Annotated in this window: 16 protein-coding genes; 11 read left to right on the top strand and 5 right to left on the bottom strand. The window is 70.5% G+C overall.

Features of this window, described 5'->3' with window-relative positions; genetic code table 11:
- The first annotated feature begins 79 nt into the window (after positions 1-79).
- Positions 80-715 carry a Uma2 family endonuclease gene (locus ACX25U_RS14195; RefSeq protein ID WP_454392128.1) on the top strand — a complete coding sequence of 212 codons (636 nt, stop codon included), beginning with the start codon at positions 80-82 and terminating at the stop codon, positions 713-715.
- Between the two features lie 5 nt (positions 716-720).
- On the opposite strand, the gene ACX25U_RS14190 is transcribed toward ACX25U_RS14195, so the two are convergent.
- On the bottom strand, positions 721-1,902 hold the full coding sequence (locus ACX25U_RS14190; protein ID WP_454392126.1) for a THUMP-like domain-containing protein: 1,182 nt from the start codon (positions 1,900-1,902) through the stop codon (positions 721-723).
- A gap of 91 nt (positions 1,903-1,993) precedes the next feature.
- Between ACX25U_RS14190 and ACX25U_RS14185 the strand changes: the two genes are divergently transcribed.
- From ACX25U_RS14185 to ACX25U_RS14165, 5 genes are all read left to right on the top strand, one after another.
- Entirely contained in the window at positions 1,994-2,932 is a 939-nt protein-coding gene (locus ACX25U_RS14185; RefSeq protein ID WP_454392124.1) for a polysaccharide deacetylase family protein, read from the top strand.
- Positions 2,929-3,771: a polysaccharide deacetylase family protein gene (locus ACX25U_RS14180; protein WP_454392122.1), complete on the top strand. Its 843-nt coding sequence runs from the start codon at positions 2,929-2,931 to the stop codon at positions 3,769-3,771. The genes ACX25U_RS14185 and ACX25U_RS14180 overlap by 4 nt, the downstream gene beginning before the upstream one ends.
- Positions 3,772-4,157: 386 nt before the next feature.
- Complete coding sequence (gene groES / locus ACX25U_RS14175) at positions 4,158-4,466, top strand: co-chaperone GroES (RefSeq protein ID WP_009190181.1); 309 nt, start codon at positions 4,158-4,160, stop codon at positions 4,464-4,466.
- 114 nt (positions 4,467-4,580) lie between these two features.
- The gene (groL, locus tag ACX25U_RS14170) at positions 4,581-6,206 is read left to right on the top strand and encodes a chaperonin GroEL (RefSeq protein WP_454392120.1); all 1,626 of its coding nucleotides are present in this window, start codon (positions 4,581-4,583) and stop codon (positions 6,204-6,206) included.
- Positions 6,207-6,367: 161 nt separating this feature from the next.
- Positions 6,368-6,892, top strand: coding sequence for a hypothetical protein (locus ACX25U_RS14165; RefSeq protein ID WP_454392119.1), 525 nt, complete (start codon positions 6,368-6,370; stop codon positions 6,890-6,892).
- A gap of 14 nt (positions 6,893-6,906) precedes the next feature.
- On the opposite strand, the gene ACX25U_RS14160 is transcribed toward ACX25U_RS14165, so the two are convergent.
- The 3 genes from ACX25U_RS14160 to ACX25U_RS14150 form a co-directional block, all read right to left on the bottom strand.
- On the bottom strand, positions 6,907-7,614 hold the full coding sequence (locus ACX25U_RS14160) for an ester cyclase (protein WP_454392117.1): 708 nt from the start codon (positions 7,612-7,614) through the stop codon (positions 6,907-6,909).
- A gap of 117 nt (positions 7,615-7,731) precedes the next feature.
- Positions 7,732-8,505 carry an SDR family NAD(P)-dependent oxidoreductase gene (locus tag ACX25U_RS14155; RefSeq protein WP_454392115.1) on the bottom strand — a complete coding sequence of 258 codons (774 nt, stop codon included), beginning with the start codon at positions 8,503-8,505 and terminating at the stop codon, positions 7,732-7,734.
- A gap of 98 nt (positions 8,506-8,603) precedes the next feature.
- A complete protein-coding gene (locus tag ACX25U_RS14150; protein WP_454392113.1) occupies positions 8,604-9,284 on the bottom strand; it encodes an MOSC domain-containing protein in 681 nt (226 codons plus the stop codon).
- Positions 9,285-9,365: 81 nt separating this feature from the next.
- Here ACX25U_RS14150 and ACX25U_RS14145 point away from each other — a divergent pair, with 81 nt between their 5' ends.
- The gene (locus tag ACX25U_RS14145) at positions 9,366-10,262 is read left to right on the top strand and encodes a LysR family transcriptional regulator (protein WP_454392111.1); all 897 of its coding nucleotides are present in this window, start codon (positions 9,366-9,368) and stop codon (positions 10,260-10,262) included.
- A gap of 93 nt (positions 10,263-10,355) precedes the next feature.
- Here the strand turns inward: ACX25U_RS14145 and ACX25U_RS14140 are convergent, their stop codons facing one another.
- Positions 10,356-10,685, bottom strand: a complete 330-nt coding sequence (locus ACX25U_RS14140) for a WhiB family transcriptional regulator (RefSeq protein WP_358733963.1) — start codon at positions 10,683-10,685, stop codon at positions 10,356-10,358.
- Positions 10,686-11,066: 381 nt separating this feature from the next.
- Between ACX25U_RS14140 and ACX25U_RS14135 the strand changes: the two genes are divergently transcribed.
- From ACX25U_RS14135 to ACX25U_RS14120, 4 genes are all read left to right on the top strand, one after another.
- Entirely contained in the window at positions 11,067-11,678 is a 612-nt protein-coding gene (locus ACX25U_RS14135) for a response regulator transcription factor (protein ID WP_003948568.1), read from the top strand.
- A gap of 720 nt (positions 11,679-12,398) precedes the next feature.
- Positions 12,399-12,986, top strand: a complete 588-nt coding sequence (locus tag ACX25U_RS14130) for a sigma-70 family RNA polymerase sigma factor (protein ID WP_454392108.1) — start codon at positions 12,399-12,401, stop codon at positions 12,984-12,986.
- Between the two features lie 143 nt (positions 12,987-13,129).
- Complete coding sequence (gene guaB, locus ACX25U_RS14125; protein ID WP_454392106.1) at positions 13,130-14,638, top strand: IMP dehydrogenase; 1,509 nt, start codon at positions 13,130-13,132, stop codon at positions 14,636-14,638.
- A 128-nt stretch (positions 14,639-14,766) separates the two neighbouring features.
- Positions 14,767-15,891 (top strand): GuaB3 family IMP dehydrogenase-related protein, encoded by a 1,125-nt coding sequence (locus ACX25U_RS14120; RefSeq protein ID WP_454392104.1) that lies wholly within the window; start codon positions 14,767-14,769, stop codon positions 15,889-15,891.
- Positions 15,892-16,281: the final 390 nt, after the last annotated feature.

Below are 16,281 nucleotides of genomic sequence, written 5' to 3'. Positions count from 1 at the left end.
GCGCGTCCGTAGCGTCACGGCTGTCGCTTGTGCCGTAGTGGCGCTCCCGCCCACACTTGAAGGAGGAGGTGCTTCAACGATGACCGCTCTCGCAGAAGAGGTGGCCCCGGTGGTGGCAGACGAGCCGGTTCCCGAGCCGGGTTCAGATCTGGACGAGGTCCTGTGGCAGGCGTGGAAGGCCCTGGATCTCCCCGAGGGCTACCGCGCCGAGATCATCGAGGGGGCCATCGAGGTGTCGCCTACCGGTCGCCGTCGTCATGGCGTGCTCATCAACCGCCTTCGGCGGGCGCTCGACGCCCATCTGTCACGCAGCGGGTATGCAGCTCACCAGGACGTCAACGTCATCCACCGCCACAAACCCTGGATCCCCGACCTCTTCGTCGCCCCCCTCGATCTCGACGAGATCCCCGACGAGGAAGGCCTCGGCGTCGACGCCGCCGGGGTGAGGATGGTCATCGAGGTCACCTCGCCGGGACACCGGAACCTCCAGCGTGACCGTGTCCGCAAGCGTCGTGAGTACGCCCGGGCGGGGATCCCGGTATATGTGATCGTCGACGACTTCGACGACGAGGGGGCCGTCCTCGTTCTGACGTCCCCCGACCCGAAGAAGGCGAAGTACACCGACGAGCACCGCGTTCCTTACGGCACCGACGCGGTGATCCCGGAGGGACCGGCCAAGGGCTTCGCCATCGGCAAGGCCGTCGTCGCGGCCTGAGGGCGTCAGCGCGCCGGGTGCCCGAGCAGCATCGTCGGCGCCCCCGCGACGCGGGTGAGGAACACGGTTGCCGTGTTCCTTCCCTGCGGCTTGGGGAGGACCTTGCGGCGCAGTTCCTCCGGTTCGACCGCCGAGCCCCGCTTCTTCACGGTCAGTGTGCCGATCTCGCGTTCGCGCAGCAGGGCCTTCAGTTTCTTGGCGTTGAAGGGGAGCTGGTCGGTGATCTCGTAGGCGGTGGCGTACGGGGTGGGGTGGAGTTCGTCGGCGGTGATGTACGCGATGGACGGGTCGAGAAGGCCGCCGCCGAGGTCCGCGGCGACCTCGGCCACGAGATGGGCGCGGATGACCGCACCGTCCGGTTCGTACAAGTAGCGGCCCGGGGTGCGGACTCGGGGGTCGGGCAGGCCGCGGGCGCGCAGGGTGCGCGGGCCGGGGAGCAAGGTGGCCCGGATCAGGCCCGGCTCGGTGCCGAACCACAGCACCGCCTCCTTCACGTCCCCGCCGTCGGAGATCCACTCGGCCTCGGCCTGCGGGGGGATCGCCTCGTGCGGGATGCCGGGGGCGATCTTCAGGGCGGCGCGCGGTGCTTCGAGGGCCGTGTCGACGGCCCAGGAGAGCGGGGGCGAGTACGCCTCCGGGTCGAAGATACGGCCGCGTCCGCCTCTGCGGGCCGGGTCCACGAAGACGGCGTCGTACGGCGACGGGTCCACCTCCGTCACGTCCGCCTCCAGTACCTCGATCAGGCCCGCGAGTCCCAGGGCCTCCGCGTTCGCCCGCGCCGTGGCCACCGTCAGCGGGTCCCGGTCCACGGCGAGGACCCGGATCCCCGCGCGGGCCAGCGCGATCGCGTCGCCGCCGATCCCGCAGCACAGGTCGGCGACGGAGGTCACGCCCAGTTCGCGCATCCGTTCCGCCCGGTACGCCGCCACGCTCGCCCGCGTCGACTGCTCCACCCCGTTCGGCGTGAAGAACATCCGCCCCGCGTCCTCGGCCCCGAACTTCGCCACCGCCCGCTGCCGCAGCCGGGCCTGACCGAGCGCCGCCGACACCAGCTCGGCGGGGTGCTCGCGGCGCAGCCGGGTGGCGACGGCGAGTTCGTCGGCGGGGTCGGTGCCGCGCACCTCGTCCAGGAGGGCGCGGCCCTCGGGGGTGAGCAGCGAGGCGAAGGTGTGGAGGTGGTCGTTCACCGGCTCATTGTGGGCCGGCCGGTGGATGGTGTGCCTCAAGGCCGCGGTGTCGTCCCGGGTTCCGGGCGTCGGCCTGCGAGGATCCGGCGCCATGGGACCAGTAGTACAAAATGACAAAAAGAGCCCCAGGGGGCCTTTGTCTCGCAGGGCGGGGATCCGCGGCGTGCTCGCGGTTCTCGCCGTCGCCGCCCTGACCTCGGGCTGTGCCCGGTCGAGCACACAGGTGAGTCCGGCCCCCGGCCAGCAGCGCCTCCCGGCGCCCCCGGCCCGCGCCCTGGACTCCTATGCCAACCGCCTGCACACCTCCTACGAGCAGCGGGCGGCGGCCGCCAAGCGCTGGGGCCTGGAGCAGGTCCCGCTGACGCCTCCGCCACCGCCCGCCACGAAACCGAGGATCACCGCCCGCCCGGGCTTCGAGGTGGGCCACCAGAAGGACTGGGGCCTGCCCCCGGTCTTCACCACGATCCCCACCAAGGACAAGGTCGTCTTCCTCACCATCGACGACGGCTCGGAGAAGGACCCCGCGTTCCTGCGCATGATGAACGACCTGAAGGTCCCGTACACGGCGTTCCTCAGCAACTACCTCATCGAGGACGACTACGACTACTTCCGGAGGATGCAGGCCTCCGGGATCACCCTCAACAACCACACCCTGCGCCACCCGTACCTGCCGGGCCTGTCCTACGAGGAGCAGAGGCGCGAGATCTGCGGCATGCAGGACGTCATGCGGAAGGAGTTCGGCAAGCGCCCGAAGGTGTTCCGCCCGCCCTACGGCAACTACAACCAGGACACCCTGCGCGCCGCCAAGTCCTGCGGCATCGAGTACGCGCCGATCTGGAACGAGGAGGTCTACGTCGATCACTGGGAGTTCCGCGAGGACGACCAGCGGCTGCGCCCCGGGGACATCGTCCTCACCCATTTCCGGGGCCGCAACGAGTGGAACGGCACGATGGTCGACGACATGCGCCGGTTCCTCAACCATGTGACGGCCAAGGGGTTCGCGGTGGCCCGGCTGGAGGACTACCTGTGACGCTGCGGCCCGTACGGCCGGGCCGCCTGGCCGCGGTCCTGCTCACGGCCTCGCTGCTGGCCGGCCTGACCGGCTGTGCCACCTCCGTCGACCCCATCGAGCGGCTCGGCCGGAAGGCGGCACAGGGAGTACGGCCGCACAGTCCGGCGGCGGAGCCGCCGTACCGCCGCTGGGGCCTGGCGGCTCCGCTGCCCGCGCCGCCGAGTCCGCCGGCCCGTCCGCGGCGGACCGCCGGTACCGCCCGGGCCCTCGGCCCGCCCCTGGTCGTGGACCGCGTCAGGACGTCCGACCCGGTCGTCTTCCTCACCTACGACGACGGGGCGGAGAGGGATCCGCGGTTCGTCGACATGGTCCGTGAACTGCGGCTGCCGGTCAGCATGTTCCTCACGGACAGCATCGTCGGGCCGGGGTACGGGCACTTCGCGCACCTGATGTCGGTCGGCGCGGACCTGCAGAACCACACCCTCGACCACCCCTCGCTGCGCGGCCTGCCCTACGCCGGCCAGCGCGCCGAGATCTGCGGTCAGCGCGACAAACTCCGCTCCCGCTTCGGCATCCGCCCCCGCCTCTTCCGGCCGCCCTACGGCAGATACGACACGACGACCCTGCGCGCCGCCGCCGACTGCGGGGTCTCGGCCGTGGTCCTGTGGCGCGCCGCCACGACCGACACCGGCCTGCGCTTCACCCACGGCCCCCACGAGCTGCGCCGCGGCGACATCCTCCTGGTCGCCTCGGACGACGACCTCGTGGGCCCGTCGCTGCGCGAACGCACGACGCGCTTGCTCCGCGAGATCCAGAGCGAGGGTCTGACGGTGGGCCGCCTGCAGGACTACCTCTGAGCCGGCTTACGGGCGCATTGCAGCCGAGGCCGGCAGAACCAGCCCGTCCTGGGGGTCCCCCTGCTCGAAGAGCTCGGGGGAGCTTGAGGACGAGGCCGTCCAGGCCGAAGCGGGGGTCTGGGGGCGCAGCCCCCAGGGACGGTCACCGCAAGAAACGGCACCTTGCACAGACGTACATCAGAACGAACCCTCGGCCGACGCGCCACGAGGCAATTGGCACTCCGCTTGACCGAGTGCTAACCGCGGTCATAGTCTCGGCTCTGGCACTCCCCCCTGGAGAGTGCCAACAAAGCGACGGGCAGGTCCGGCACCCGCGACGACGGATCGACCTGGTCGCCACCTCAGACAGTTAACCCCGTGAGATCTCCGAAGGGGGAGGTCGGATCGTGACGACCGCCAGCTCCAAGGTTGCCATCAAGCCGCTCGAGGACCGCATCGTGGTCCAGCCGCTGGACGCCGAGCAGACCACGGCCTCTGGCCTGGTCATCCCGGACACCGCCAAGGAGAAGCCCCAGGAGGGCGTCGTCCTGGCCGTGGGCCCGGGCCGCTTCGAGGACGGCAACCGCCTTCCGCTCGACGTCAAGGTCGGCGACGTCGTGCTCTACAGCAAGTACGGCGGCACCGAGGTGAAGTACAACAACGAGGAGTACCTCGTTCTCTCGGCTCGCGACGTGCTCGCGATCATCGAGAAGTAAGTCACCTCAGCATTCCTGCCATGAGCTGCGCCCCTGGCCCCCGCGACCGATAACAGGCCGGGCGCCCGGGGCGCAGTGTCTTTCCACCAGATTTCCGAGAGGGCTCCCGCTGCCATGGCGAAGATCCTGAAGTTCGACGAGGACGCCCGTCGCGCCCTCGAGCGCGGCGTCAACAAGCTCGCCGACACGGTCAAGGTGACGATCGGCCCCAAGGGCCGCAACGTCGTCATCGACAAGAAGTTCGGCGCCCCCACCATCACCAACGACGGCGTCACCATCGCCCGCGAGGTCGAGATCGAGGACCCGTACGAGAACCTCGGCGCCCAGCTGGTGAAGGAGGTGGCGACCAAGACCAACGACATCGCGGGTGACGGCACCACCACCGCCACCGTGCTCGCCCAGGCGCTGGTGCGCGAGGGCCTGAAGAACGTCGCCGCCGGTGCCTCCCCGGCCGCCCTGAAGAAGGGCATCGACGCCGCGGTCAAGGCCGTCTCCGACGACCTGCACGCCTCGGCGCGCCCGATCGACGAGAAGTCCGACATCGCCGCCGTCGCCGCGCTGTCCGCCCAGGACCAGCAGGTCGGCGAGCTCATCGCCGAGGCGATGGACAAGGTCGGCAAGGACGGTGTCATCACCGTCGAGGAGTCCAACACCTTCGGTCTGGAGCTGGACTTCACCGAGGGCATGGCCTTCGACAAGGGCTACCTGTCGCCGTACTTCGTGACGGACCAGGAGCGTATGGAGGCCGTCCTCGACGACCCGTACATCCTGATCCACCAGGGCAAGATCTCCGCCATCGCGGACATGCTCCCGCTCCTCGAGAAGATCATCCAGGCGAACGCCTCGAAGCCGCTGCTGATCATCGCCGAGGACGTCGAGGGCGAGGCCCTGTCGACCCTGGTCGTGAACAAGATCCGCGGCACGTTCAACGCCACCGCGGTCAAGGCTCCCGGCTTCGGCGACCGCCGCAAGGCGATGCTGCAGGACATGGCGGTCCTCACCGGCGCCACCGTCATCTCCGAGGAGGTCGGCCTCAAGCTCGACCAGGCCGGTCTGGACGTCCTCGGCTCCGCCCGTCGCGTCACCGTCACCAAGGACGACACCACGATCGTCGACGGCGCCGGCAAGAAGGAGGACGTGGAGGGCCGCGTCGCGCAGATCAAGGCCGAGATCGAGAGCACCGACTCCGACTGGGACCGCGAGAAGCTCCAGGAGCGCCTCGCGAAGCTGGCCGGCGGCGTGTGCGTGATCAAGGTCGGCGCCGCCACCGAGGTGGAGCTGAAGGAGAAGAAGCACCGTCTGGAGGACGCCATCTCCGCGACCCGCGCCGCGGTCGAGGAGGGCATCGTCTCCGGTGGTGGCTCCGCGCTCGTCCACGCCGTGAAGGTCCTGGAGGGCAACCTCGGCAAGACCGGCGACGAGGCCACGGGTGTCGCGGTCGTCCGCCGCGCCGCCGTCGAGCCGCTGCGCTGGATCGCCGAGAACGCCGGCCTCGAGGGCTACGTCATCGTCTCCAAGGTGGCGGAGCTGGAGAAGGGCAGCGGCTACAACGCCGCCACCGGCGAGTACGGCGACCTGGTCAAGGCCGGCGTCATCGACCCGGTGAAGGTCACCCGCTCCGCCCTGGAGAACGCCGCCTCCATCGCCTCCCTCCTGCTGACGACCGAGACCCTGGTCGTCGAGAAGAAGGAAGAGGAAGAGCCGGCCGCAGCGGGCCACGGCCACGGCCACGCCCACTGATCGCCGCGCTGAGCTGAGCGACGGTGCCCGGCACCCCCTCGGGGCGCCGGGCACCGGTGCGTCGGCGTACCTGACGTCTGGTTGACTTCCTCCATGAACACCGGCATGGGCATGGACATGAACACGGGTATGGGCATGGACGTGTACTCCCGGCGGGGAGCATGACCAACGACCGCGACGACGCGGACCGCGTGTTCGTCCGCAGCAGATGGGGCACCAACCGCTACGTCTACAACCCGCACAACCCCGTGGGCCGTGCCCTCATCGTCGGCTCACTGCTGCTGGCCTTCGGCGGCGTGTACTGGCTCCACCGCCAGGGCCAGAACTCCGACTCCGGGGCATGGGGCCGCGACGAACTGCGTTCCGCCGTCACCGAGGCGAGTGCCGAGCTCTCGCATGAAGCGACGTTCGGCCCGGGGAGCCTCCTCCCTTTCGAATACGTCCTGCGGGACAGCATCGTCGCGCACGGTCGCGGCGTGCAGGACGGGCTGTCGGTCACCCCGGCCTCGAAGCAGCCGAAGTCCGCCCTGTCGAACGGTAGTTCGGAACAGGGCGACTACACCGTCACGGCCGAGGGCACGGACGCCGCCTTCTGCGTCCACGTCCACGCCATGAAGCGCGAAACGGCGACGCGCTACGACTCGGTGACCATCTCCGTCACGGACGGCACCTGCCCGGCACCGTGAGGCAGGGCGCCGGTCTAGCTCTCCAGCTCCTCCAGCGCTCCCAGCTGTTGCAGCAGGCCCAACTGGTCGTGCTGCCACCACAGTTCCGTTATTTTGCCGTTGTCGCCGAAGTGGAAGAGGGTCATGCCGGTCATCGTGACCTGCTTGCCGGTGGGGGCGATGCCGAGGAACTCGCCCCGGTGCGTGGCCGTCCAGGTCCAGCGGGTGCAGGCCCGGTTGCCCTGGGGGATCAGGTCCTCGAGGGTGAAGGTGGCGTCGAAGGCGTCGCGCCACATGCGGAAGTCGCGGCGGACGGCGTCCAGGCCGATGGTGACCTGGGGGTTGACGGGGTCATGGCTGTGGCAGTCCTCGTCGATCAGACCGTTGAGCGGGGACAGTTCGCCGGGTGCCGTCAGGGCGTCGTAGAAGCGGCGTACGACGGCGTCGTGGAGCTGCTCGTCGCGTACGACGTCCAGGTCGGTGAAGGTGGGCATCTCGTCGCAGAGGGCGACCAGGCCTCGGAAGATCTCGTCGGTCTCCGGCAGGTTCGAGTTCCGCATCGCCTCCTCGTAGGACGGGAATTCCACCAGCTCGACGATGTGTGCTTCGTCCGACCGGTCCTTGCCGACGACCGCGTGCGTCGCCGTCCGCCTGCCCCCGGTCTGCTCGACCCAGGTGTCCAGCAGCCGGTTCATCTCGTCGAACCGGCTCGTCCTGCACTCGATGAGCTGTACGAAGGTCATGACACGCCTCCGGTCCCCCGGCCTGCCCGGTCCGGTTTTCCGTCGGGGTTGTCCGTCACGGCCATTTTCCCACCGGGGCGCCTTCGTCACCTCCGTACCGTCGGCCTGGTCGTACGGTCACTGCGGGCCGTACTTGCGGCCCGTCTTCGACGTGACGCCGCCCAGCAGGCCGCGGGGCGTCACCTTCGCCAGGCCCATCAGCGCCTTGTAGCGAGGGTCCGGGATGGACAGGGTCTTGCCGCGGGCCAGGTCCGCCAGCGCCGCCGCGACCAGTTTGTCCGCGTCCAGCCACATCCAGTTCGGGATGTTGTCCGTGCCCATGCTGGCCCGCTGGTGGAACTCGGTGCGGACGAAACCCGGGCACAGCGCCATCAGCCGTACGCCGCTGTCGGCCAGGTCGCGCGCCACACCCTGGGTGAACTGCACGACCCACGCCTTCGACGCCCCGTAGGTGCCGCGCGGCACGAAGGCCGCCACCGAGGCCACGTTCACCACCCCGCCCCGGCCGCGCTCGCGCATCGCCTCCGTCGCCGCCGACGTCAGCCGCAGCACCGCCTCGATGTGCACCTTGATCATCCTGAGCTCGTCGCTCATCGGTACGTCGAGGTAGCGGCCCTTGTTGCCGAAGCCCGCGTTGTTGATCAGCAGGTCCACGGGGTTCGTGCGGTTGCGCAGCCGGGCGGCGACCGCGTCGATGCCGTCGTCCGTCGCCAGGTCGGCCGTCAGCACCTCCGCCTCGATGCCGTGCCGGTCGTGCAGTTCGGTCGCCTGTTCCGTCAGGCGCTTGGTGTCGCGCGCCACCAGGACGAGGTTGTGCCCGTCGGCCGCCAGCCGCCGCGCGAACGCGGCGCCGATGCCCGCGGTCGATCCCGTGATCAGAGCTGTTGTCATGCCGAAAGATTAGTGGTCCGGAGCGTCCGGCTCCGATTTCCGCACGGGTCCTTCCGGCGGGTGACGGACAGATGGAGGACGGCGGCCGTGACGCGCGGTCAGCCCGTGTACGCGCGCGTGTACTTCCGTGCCGCCGCCAGCGACTCCGGGTGCAGCGCCGTACCGGCCGCGAGCAGCCGGGGCAGCAGCGGGCGCTCGGTCGTCCTGGCCCGGAACTCCAGGGCCACGGTCACGTCGTGGTCCGGGCGGTGCACGATCTCGACGGGGTCGCCCGCCCGGATCTCGCCCGGCTCCAGCACCCGCAGATACGCGCCCGGGGCACCCTTGCGGGTGAACCGCTTCACCCAGCCCTTCTCTCCCAGATGGCCCTGGAAGGTACGGCAGGGAATCCGCCCGGACGTGACCTCGAGGAGCACCGACGGGCCGAGCCGCGAGCCGATGCGCCAGCGCTCGCCGATGAGCGCGCCGGATATGTCCAGGCCCCGCGTGGTGAGGTTCTCGCCGAACGCGCCGTTGGCCAGCGTCCGGCCCAGCTCGCGCTCCCAGTCGTCGAGGTCCTCGCGCGCCATCGCGTACACCGCCTGGTCGTCGCCGCCGTGGTGCCGCGTGTCGCACACCGCGTCCCCGGCCAGCCCGCTCGCGCCGACGCCCTTCGGCCCGGGCGCCGCCACCCGCACCGGCCCGTCCACCGGCCGTTTGTCGATGCCGGTCACGCCCTCGGGCTGGTCGGTGTACGGCACGGCCCCAGGACGGCCCAGGTTCACAGACAGAAGATGCATGGGGGCACGGTAGGGGGCGGAGGATGAAAGTGTCGACGTGATATCCCGCGCACCGCCAAAGATTCGCTTATGCTCGATGGTGTGATCGAGGCTCGTCATCTCCGTGTGCTGCGCGCCGTGGCCACCACCGGCTCCTTCTCGGCGGCGGGGCGCGAACTGGGCTGCACCCAGCCCGCCGTCAGCCAGCAGATGAAGGCCCTGGAGGCGTCCGTCGGCACCCCGCTGCTGGTCCGGGCCGGCCGCGAGATGCGCCTGACCCAGGCCGGTGAGGCGCTCGTACGGCACGCGGGCACCATCCTCGCCGGGCTCACCGCGGCCGAGGAGGAGGTCGCCGCGATCGCCGGGCTGCGGGCCGGGCGCGTACGGCTCGTCTCCTTCCCCAGCGGCAGCTCCACTCTCGTACCGGCCGCGCTCGCCGCGCTGCGCGCCGCGCACCCCGGCACGCGCGTGTCCCTGGAGGAGGCCGAGCCGCCGCGGTCCGTCGAACTGCTGCGCGAGGGCGACTGCGACGTGGCGCTCGCCTTCCGCTACAAGGGTGCGACGGGCGCCGAGGAGTGGGAGGACCTGGTCGTACGGCCGCTGCTGACCGACCGGCTCGTGGGGCTGGTGCCCGAGGGGCACCGGCTGGCCCGCGCGGGGTCCGTCGCCATCGGGGAGCTCGCGGACGAGCCGTGGATCGCGGGCTGCCCGCGCTGCCGCGGCCAGCTGGTTCAGGTGTGCGAGGGCGCCGGCTTCACGCCCCGCATCGACTTCGCGACCGACGACTACCCGGCGGTGGCCGGCCTGGTGGGGGCGGGACTCGGGGTCGCGGTCCTGCCCCAGCTCGCGATCGAGTCCGTACGCCCCAGGGGGGTGCGGACCGTGGAGCTGGAACCGGCGGTGCGGCGGGAGATCGTCGCCCTCACCCTGCCCGACCTGGCGCAGGTCCCGGCGGTGGAGGCGACGCTGGAGGAACTGGTGCGGGCCGGGGCCCGGTGAGACAAGGGGAACAGGGGTGACGCGAGGGCACGCGTACGCGTGCCCTGCTATGGCTGGATGCGATCGGACATCCGGATGTGGAGAAACGTTCCTTCAGTTGTCCGAGGCGGTGTCCCCGCTGGTCGACGACGCCGACACCAGCCGGTTCCGTGCCCGCCCCATGAGCTCTTCGCGCTCGTCCTCGGTCAGGCCGCCCCACACTCCGTACGGCTCGCGCACCGCCAAGGCGTGTGCCGCGCACTCCGCACGGACCGGGCACCTCATGCAGACCTCCTTGGCCGAGTTCTCTCGAGCGCTCCGAGCCGCCCCGCGCTCGCCCTCGGGATGGAAGAAGAGCGAGCTGTCCACTCCGCGGCAGGCAGCCAGCAGCTGCCAGTCCCACAGATCCGCGTTCGGTCCGGGAAGGCGGGAGAAATCTGCCATTGCGTGACCCCTTGTAGCCGTTCGTGGCGGATACGGTGCCAACGACCGTACATCTCCGATCTAAGGAGATGAAAATATGACTCATTGCGAATCTAGCCCTAGACACCTGTAAACGGGAAGAAAAGGGGCTAAATGGGGCATACCTTGTGATGAAAAGTTGAGGGTCCGACGTTCATGTCTGCGCTGTGTCCGTTCCCTCACGTAGAGTGCCGAAGGCGGCGTACGGCCCCGTAACTCTTTCGAGTGACCGTCGTTGAGAGTGCGGAGGCGGTTGAAAACACAAGCGCTCGGGCGGGCGTCCGAGACGGTCGACCGCACAGGTGACGATTTCGTACCAGCCTGGAGGCTCAAGGTGACGCGCATCAGCTGCGGAGGACGGCCATGACTTCCGTCCTCGTCTGCGACGACTCCCCGCTTGCCCGAGAGGCGCTGCGCCGCGCGGTGGCGACCGTGCCCGGCGTCGAGCGCGTGACGACGGCGGCCAACGGCGAGGAAGTCCTCCGCCGCTGGGGCGCCGACCGCTCCGACCTCATTCTCATGGACGTGCGCATGCCCGGACTGGGTGGCGTCGAGACGGTCCGGCGCCTGCTGTCCGCGGACCCCGGCGCGCGCATCATCATGCTCACCGTCGCCGAGGACCTCGACGGCGTGGCGCTCGCCGTGGCCGCCGGCGCGCGTGGCTACCTGCACAAGGACGCCTCCCGCGCGGAGCTGCGGGCCACGGTGACGCAGGCACTCGCCGACCCCACCTGGCGGCTCGCCCCGCGCCGGCTGCGCTCGGCCGAGATGGGCGCCGCGCCCACGCTCACCGCGCGTGAGATCCAGGTCCTGGAGGGCATGAGCCACGGCCGCTCGAACGCGGAGATCGGCCGCGAGCTGTTCCTCTCCGAGGACACGGTCAAGACCCACGCCCGCCGCCTGTTCAAGAAGCTCGGCGCCTCGGACCGCGCACACGCGGTGGCCCTCGGCTTCCGGTGGGGCCTGGTCCGCTAGGTCCTGCGCGGGTCCGGGGGCAGGGCGGGTCGTACCCGGGTCCGGCCCGGCGTACCGGGCCACCTTCCGGCGGCGGGAACCGGTCGGCCCGGACCGGTGGAGACGCGACGGCACCCCCACGCGCGCGGGATCGGCGTGGGGGGAGCGTCCGGCCGTACGACGGTGCGCCTCGCGCTGCGGTGCGGTGAGGGACGCTGCCGGTCGGAGGTATGTGGCCGTACTCCGCGTACGACGCCGACCGACGTCGGCGGCCTCACCGGAACGAGGACCGGCAGCCATCGGCCGCCGTACGGCATCGCCGACCGCCGAACACGCGCGTGTACGACATCGACCACCTGGGTGGGCAGTGGACGCGGTGCGACAGGGCGGGAGATCGGCGCGGCACGGTGCCGGGGCGGGCAGGGCAGTCGTCGACGGCCGGCGTGCCGTCAGGACGGCCTGGGTGCCGGTCGCCGCGGCACCGGTGACGCCCGTCGGTGCGGGCGTGCGACGCCCCCTACCTCATCGCCGCCGCCGGTGGCAAAGCGGCTCGCCCGGTGCCCGCTGCTCGTTTCGGCGGGGATGACGCATGCTTGAGGTGTGGAGTTCCTCGCGGACGAGTCGGTCGAGCGGAAGGGGAGGGCGCAGGGGATGAGCTTCGGCGCACCTGCTCATAACGCTTCAGTGCACAACCACGAAGGCGGTGCCACGGAACGGACGAGGCCAAGGCACCATGGACCGATGCGCGACGACCAGGCGGCACTTGCCCAAGGGGCGATCGGTGCACTCGTCCACCGCGCCGTCGACGGTGACGAGCAGGCCACCCACGATCTGCTCGCCCGGGTCCATCCGCTCGCGCTGCGTTACTGCCGCACCCGGCTGTCCCGGCTCCCGGGCGACGCGCGCCACTTCGTGGAGGACCTCGCCCAGGAGGTCTGTGTCGCCGTCCTGCTCGCCCTGCCGCGCTACAAGGACACCGGTCGCCCCTTCGAGGCGTTCGTCTTCGCCATCGCCGCCCACAAGGTCGCCGATCTGCAGCGCGCCGCCATGCGGCACCCGGGCTCGACGGCCGTGCCCTCGGACGAGATGCCCGAGCGCGCGGACGACTCCCTGGGTCCGGAGGAGCGCGCCCTGCTCAGCAGCGACGCCGAGTGGGCCAAGAAGCTGCTGGCCAGCCTCCCGGAGAACCAGCGCGAGCTGCTGCTCCTGCGCATCGCGGTGGGGCTGACCGCGGAGGAAACGGGACAGATGTTGGGAATGTCACCGGGGGCGGTCAGGGTGGCGCAGCACCGCGCGCTGAGCCGCCTGCGTGCCCTCGCCGAGCAGTAGCCGTCCCGGCGGTTGAACCGACGGTGCGACGGTTCCGTACGAACACACGAGGCCTGAAGCCACCCAGAACCGTGGAATGAGACAGCCGTGCTTCCCGTTAGCATGGACATCCGCACCGATCAAGGCCATTTGGGGAAGGTGTCATGACTGCCAACGTCGACGGAGTGCCCGAGAAATTCGCGACACTCGGGCTGACCTACGACGACGTGCTGCTGCTGCCGGGCCCGTCGGACATGGCGCCCGACGAGATCGACACCGCCTCGTACGTCTCCAAGAACGTGCGGGTCAACGTCCCGCTGCTGTCCGCCGCCATGGACAAGGTGACCGAGTCGCGCATGGCGATCGCCATGGCCCGCCAGGGCGGCGTCGGCGTGCTGCACCGCAACCTGTCCATCGAGGACCAGGCCAACCAGGTCGACCTGGTCAAGCGCTCCGAGTCCGGCATGGTGGCCAACCCCATCACCATCCACCCGGAGGCCACGCTCGCCGAGGCGGACGCGCTGTGCGCCAAGTTCCGCATCAGCGGCACCCCCGTCACGGACCCCTCCGGCAAGCTGGTGGGCATCGTCACCAACCGTGACATGGCCTTCGAGCCCGACCGCTCACGCCGGGTCAGCGAGGTCATGACGCCGATGCCGCTGGTCACCGGCACGGTGGGCATCTCCCGCGCGGACGCCATGGCGCTGCTGCGCCGCCACAAGATCGAGAAGCTGCCGCTGGTCGACGACGCGGGCGTCCTCAAGGGCCTGATCACGGTCAAGGACTTCGTCAAGGCCGAGCAGTACCCCAACGCCGCCAAGGACGCCAAGGGCCGGCTGCTGGTCGGCGCGGCGGTCGGCGTGGCCGGGGACGCCTTCGAGCGCGCCCAGGCCCTGATCGAGGCGGGCGCCGACTTCATCGTCGTCGACACCGCGCACGGCCACTCCCGGCTGGTCGGCGACATGATCTCCAAGATCAAGTCGAACGCGTCCGGCGTCGACGTCATCGGCGGCAACGTCGCCACCCGCGACGGTGCCCAGGCCCTGGTCGACGCGGGCGCCGACGGCATCAAGGTCGGTGTCGGCCCCGGCTCCATCTGCACCACCCGCGTGGTCGCCGGCATCGGCGTCCCGCAGGTCACCGCCATCTACGAGGCCTCGCTGGCCGCCAAGGAGGCCGGCGTCCCGGTCATCGGCGACGGCGGCCTGCAGTACTCCGGCGACATCGCCAAGGCCCTGGTCGCCGGCGCCGACACGGTGATGCTGGGCTCGCTGCTGGCCGGCTGCGAGGAGTCCCCGGGCGAACTGCTGTTCATCAACGGCAAGCAGTTCAAGTCCTACCGCGGCATGGGCTCGCTGGGCGCCATGCAGACCCGCGGCGACCGCAAGTCGTTCTCCAAGGACCGCTACTTCCAGGAGGGCGTCGCCTCCGACGAGCAGCTGATCCCCGAGGGCATCGAGGGCCAGGTCCCCTACCGCGGCCCGCTGGCCTCGGTCGTGCACCAGCTGGTCGGCGGTCTGCGCCAGTCGATGTTCTACGTCGGCGGCAAGACGGTCTCCGAGCTGCAGGCGAACGGCAAGTTCGTACGGATCACCTCGGCGGGTCTGAAGGAATCCCACCCGCACGACATCCAGATGACGGTCGAGGCGCCGAACTACAGCAGCAAGAAGTGACGCACGCGTACGCGTGAAGCACGTCCGGCGTCCGGTCGAGGGCGGCTCCGGTTGCTCCGGGGCCGCCCTTGTCGTGGGTGTCGGCGATACTGGAAGACGCTGCAACGCATCAGGGAAAGGCCACCAACGTGACTGAGATCGAGATCGGGCGCGGCAAGCGCGGCCGCCGGGCGTACGCCTTCGACGACATCGCCGTCGTGCCCAGCCGCCGTACGCGGGACCCGAAGGAGGTCTCGATCGCCTGGCAGATCGACGCCTACCGCTTCGAGCTGCCCTTCCTGGCCGCGCCCATGGACTCGGTCGTCTCCCCGGCCACCGCCATCCGCATCGGCGAGCTGGGCGGCCTGGGCGTGCTCAACCTCGAGGGCCTGTGGACGCGCTACGAGGACCCGCAGCCGCTGCTCGACGAGATCGCCGAGCTGCCCGCCGAGTCCGCCACCCGCCGGCTGCAGGAGATCTACGCCGCCCCCATCAAGGAGGAGCTGATCGGCGCGCGCATCAAGGAGGTGCGCGAGTCCGGCGTGGTCACCGCCGCCGCGCTCTCCCCGCAGCGCACGGCCCAGTTCTCCAAGGCCGTGGTCGACGCGGGCGTGGACATCTTCGTCATCCGCGGTACGACGGTCTCGGCCGAGCACGTCTCGTCCTCGCACGAGCCGCTGAACCTGAAGCAGTTCATCTACGAGCTCGACGTCCCGGTGATCGTCGGCGGCTGCGCCACCTACACCGCGGCCCTGCACCTGATGCGCACGGGCGCGGCCGGCGTCCTGGTCGGCTTCGGCGGCGGTGCCGCGCACACCACGCGCAACGTGCTCGGCATCCAGGTCCCGATGGCCACCGCGGTCGCCGACGTGGCCGCGGCCCGCCGCGACTACATGGACGAGTCCGGCGGCCGGTACGTGCACGTGATCGCGGACGGCGGCGTGGGCTGGTCCGGCGACCTGCCCAAGGCGATCGCCTGCGGCGCGGACTCCGTGATGATGGGCTCCCCGCTGGCCCGCGCCACGGACGCGCCCGGCAGGGGCCACCACTGGGGCATGGAGGCCGTCAACGAGGAGCTGCCGCGCGGCAAGAAGGTCGACCTGGGCACGGTCGGCACGATCGAGGAGGTCCTCACGGGTCCCTCGCACACCCCTGACGGCTCCATGAACTTCTTCGGCGCGCTGCGGCGGGCGATGGCCACGACCGGCTACAGCGAGCTGAAGGAGTTCCAGCGGGTCGAGGTGACGGTGGGGGACTCGCAGCACAAGCGGTAGCCGTTAGCCGTACGGCGTTCATTCAAGGGGCCCGGTCACGTGGTGACCGGGCCCCTTCGCGTGTGCGCAGGTGGGAGCGCGTTGTGCGTTACGGGGGCGCGCGGTTGCCTTCGGGGCGAATACGCGGGGGAGGGCCGTTTCGAGCCGGTAATGTCCGTGCCTGGCGACCCGGTTCTCTGGGGCGCCCCCTTCCAAGGACACGGTCCGGACCTCGCGCCTCGGGGCCCGGCCCGAAACCAATGAACCGCCTACCGGGTCTCTGGGCGGCTTCATGGAAGGGGGCGCGCCCATGGGCCGTCACCGCAAGCCCACCCGCTGGGACCGTATTCGGCTGCGGCTGGTGAAGTTCCGGAGGAGGTGGATCTTGCGGATCTTTGGATGATGAGCGGC

This window comes from Streptomyces sp. JNUCC 63 (genome assembly GCF_054366325.1).
This window is presented reverse-complemented; position numbering and strand designations above follow the sequence as displayed.

What these genes read in the sequence shown, in the direction of transcription:
- ACX25U_RS14195 (WP_454392128.1), top strand. Translation starts at nt 80, where the DNA reads ATGACCGCTCTCGCAGAAGAGGTGGCCCCGGTGGTGGCAGACGAGCCG.
- ACX25U_RS14185 (WP_454392124.1), top strand. Translation starts at nt 1,994, where the DNA reads ATGGGACCAGTAGTACAAAATGACAAAAAGAGCCCCAGGGGGCCTTTG.
- groL (WP_454392120.1), top strand. Translation starts at nt 4,581, where the DNA reads ATGGCGAAGATCCTGAAGTTCGACGAGGACGCCCGTCGCGCCCTCGAG.
- ACX25U_RS14165 (WP_454392119.1), top strand. Translation starts at nt 6,368, where the DNA reads ATGACCAACGACCGCGACGACGCGGACCGCGTGTTCGTCCGCAGCAGA.
- ACX25U_RS14160 (WP_454392117.1), bottom strand. Translation starts at nt 7,614, where the DNA reads ATGACCTTCGTACAGCTCATCGAGTGCAGGACGAGCCGGTTCGACGAG.
- ACX25U_RS14155 (WP_454392115.1), bottom strand. Translation starts at nt 8,505, where the DNA reads ATGACAACAGCTCTGATCACGGGATCGACCGCGGGCATCGGCGCCGCG.
- ACX25U_RS14150 (WP_454392113.1), bottom strand. Translation starts at nt 9,284, where the DNA reads ATGCATCTTCTGTCTGTGAACCTGGGCCGTCCTGGGGCCGTGCCGTAC.
- ACX25U_RS14140 (WP_358733963.1), bottom strand. Translation starts at nt 10,685, where the DNA reads ATGGCAGATTTCTCCCGCCTTCCCGGACCGAACGCGGATCTGTGGGAC.
- ACX25U_RS14135 (WP_003948568.1), top strand. Translation starts at nt 11,067, where the DNA reads ATGACTTCCGTCCTCGTCTGCGACGACTCCCCGCTTGCCCGAGAGGCG.
- ACX25U_RS14130 (WP_454392108.1), top strand. Translation starts at nt 12,399, where the DNA reads ATGCGCGACGACCAGGCGGCACTTGCCCAAGGGGCGATCGGTGCACTC.
- guaB (WP_454392106.1), top strand. Translation starts at nt 13,130, where the DNA reads ATGACTGCCAACGTCGACGGAGTGCCCGAGAAATTCGCGACACTCGGG.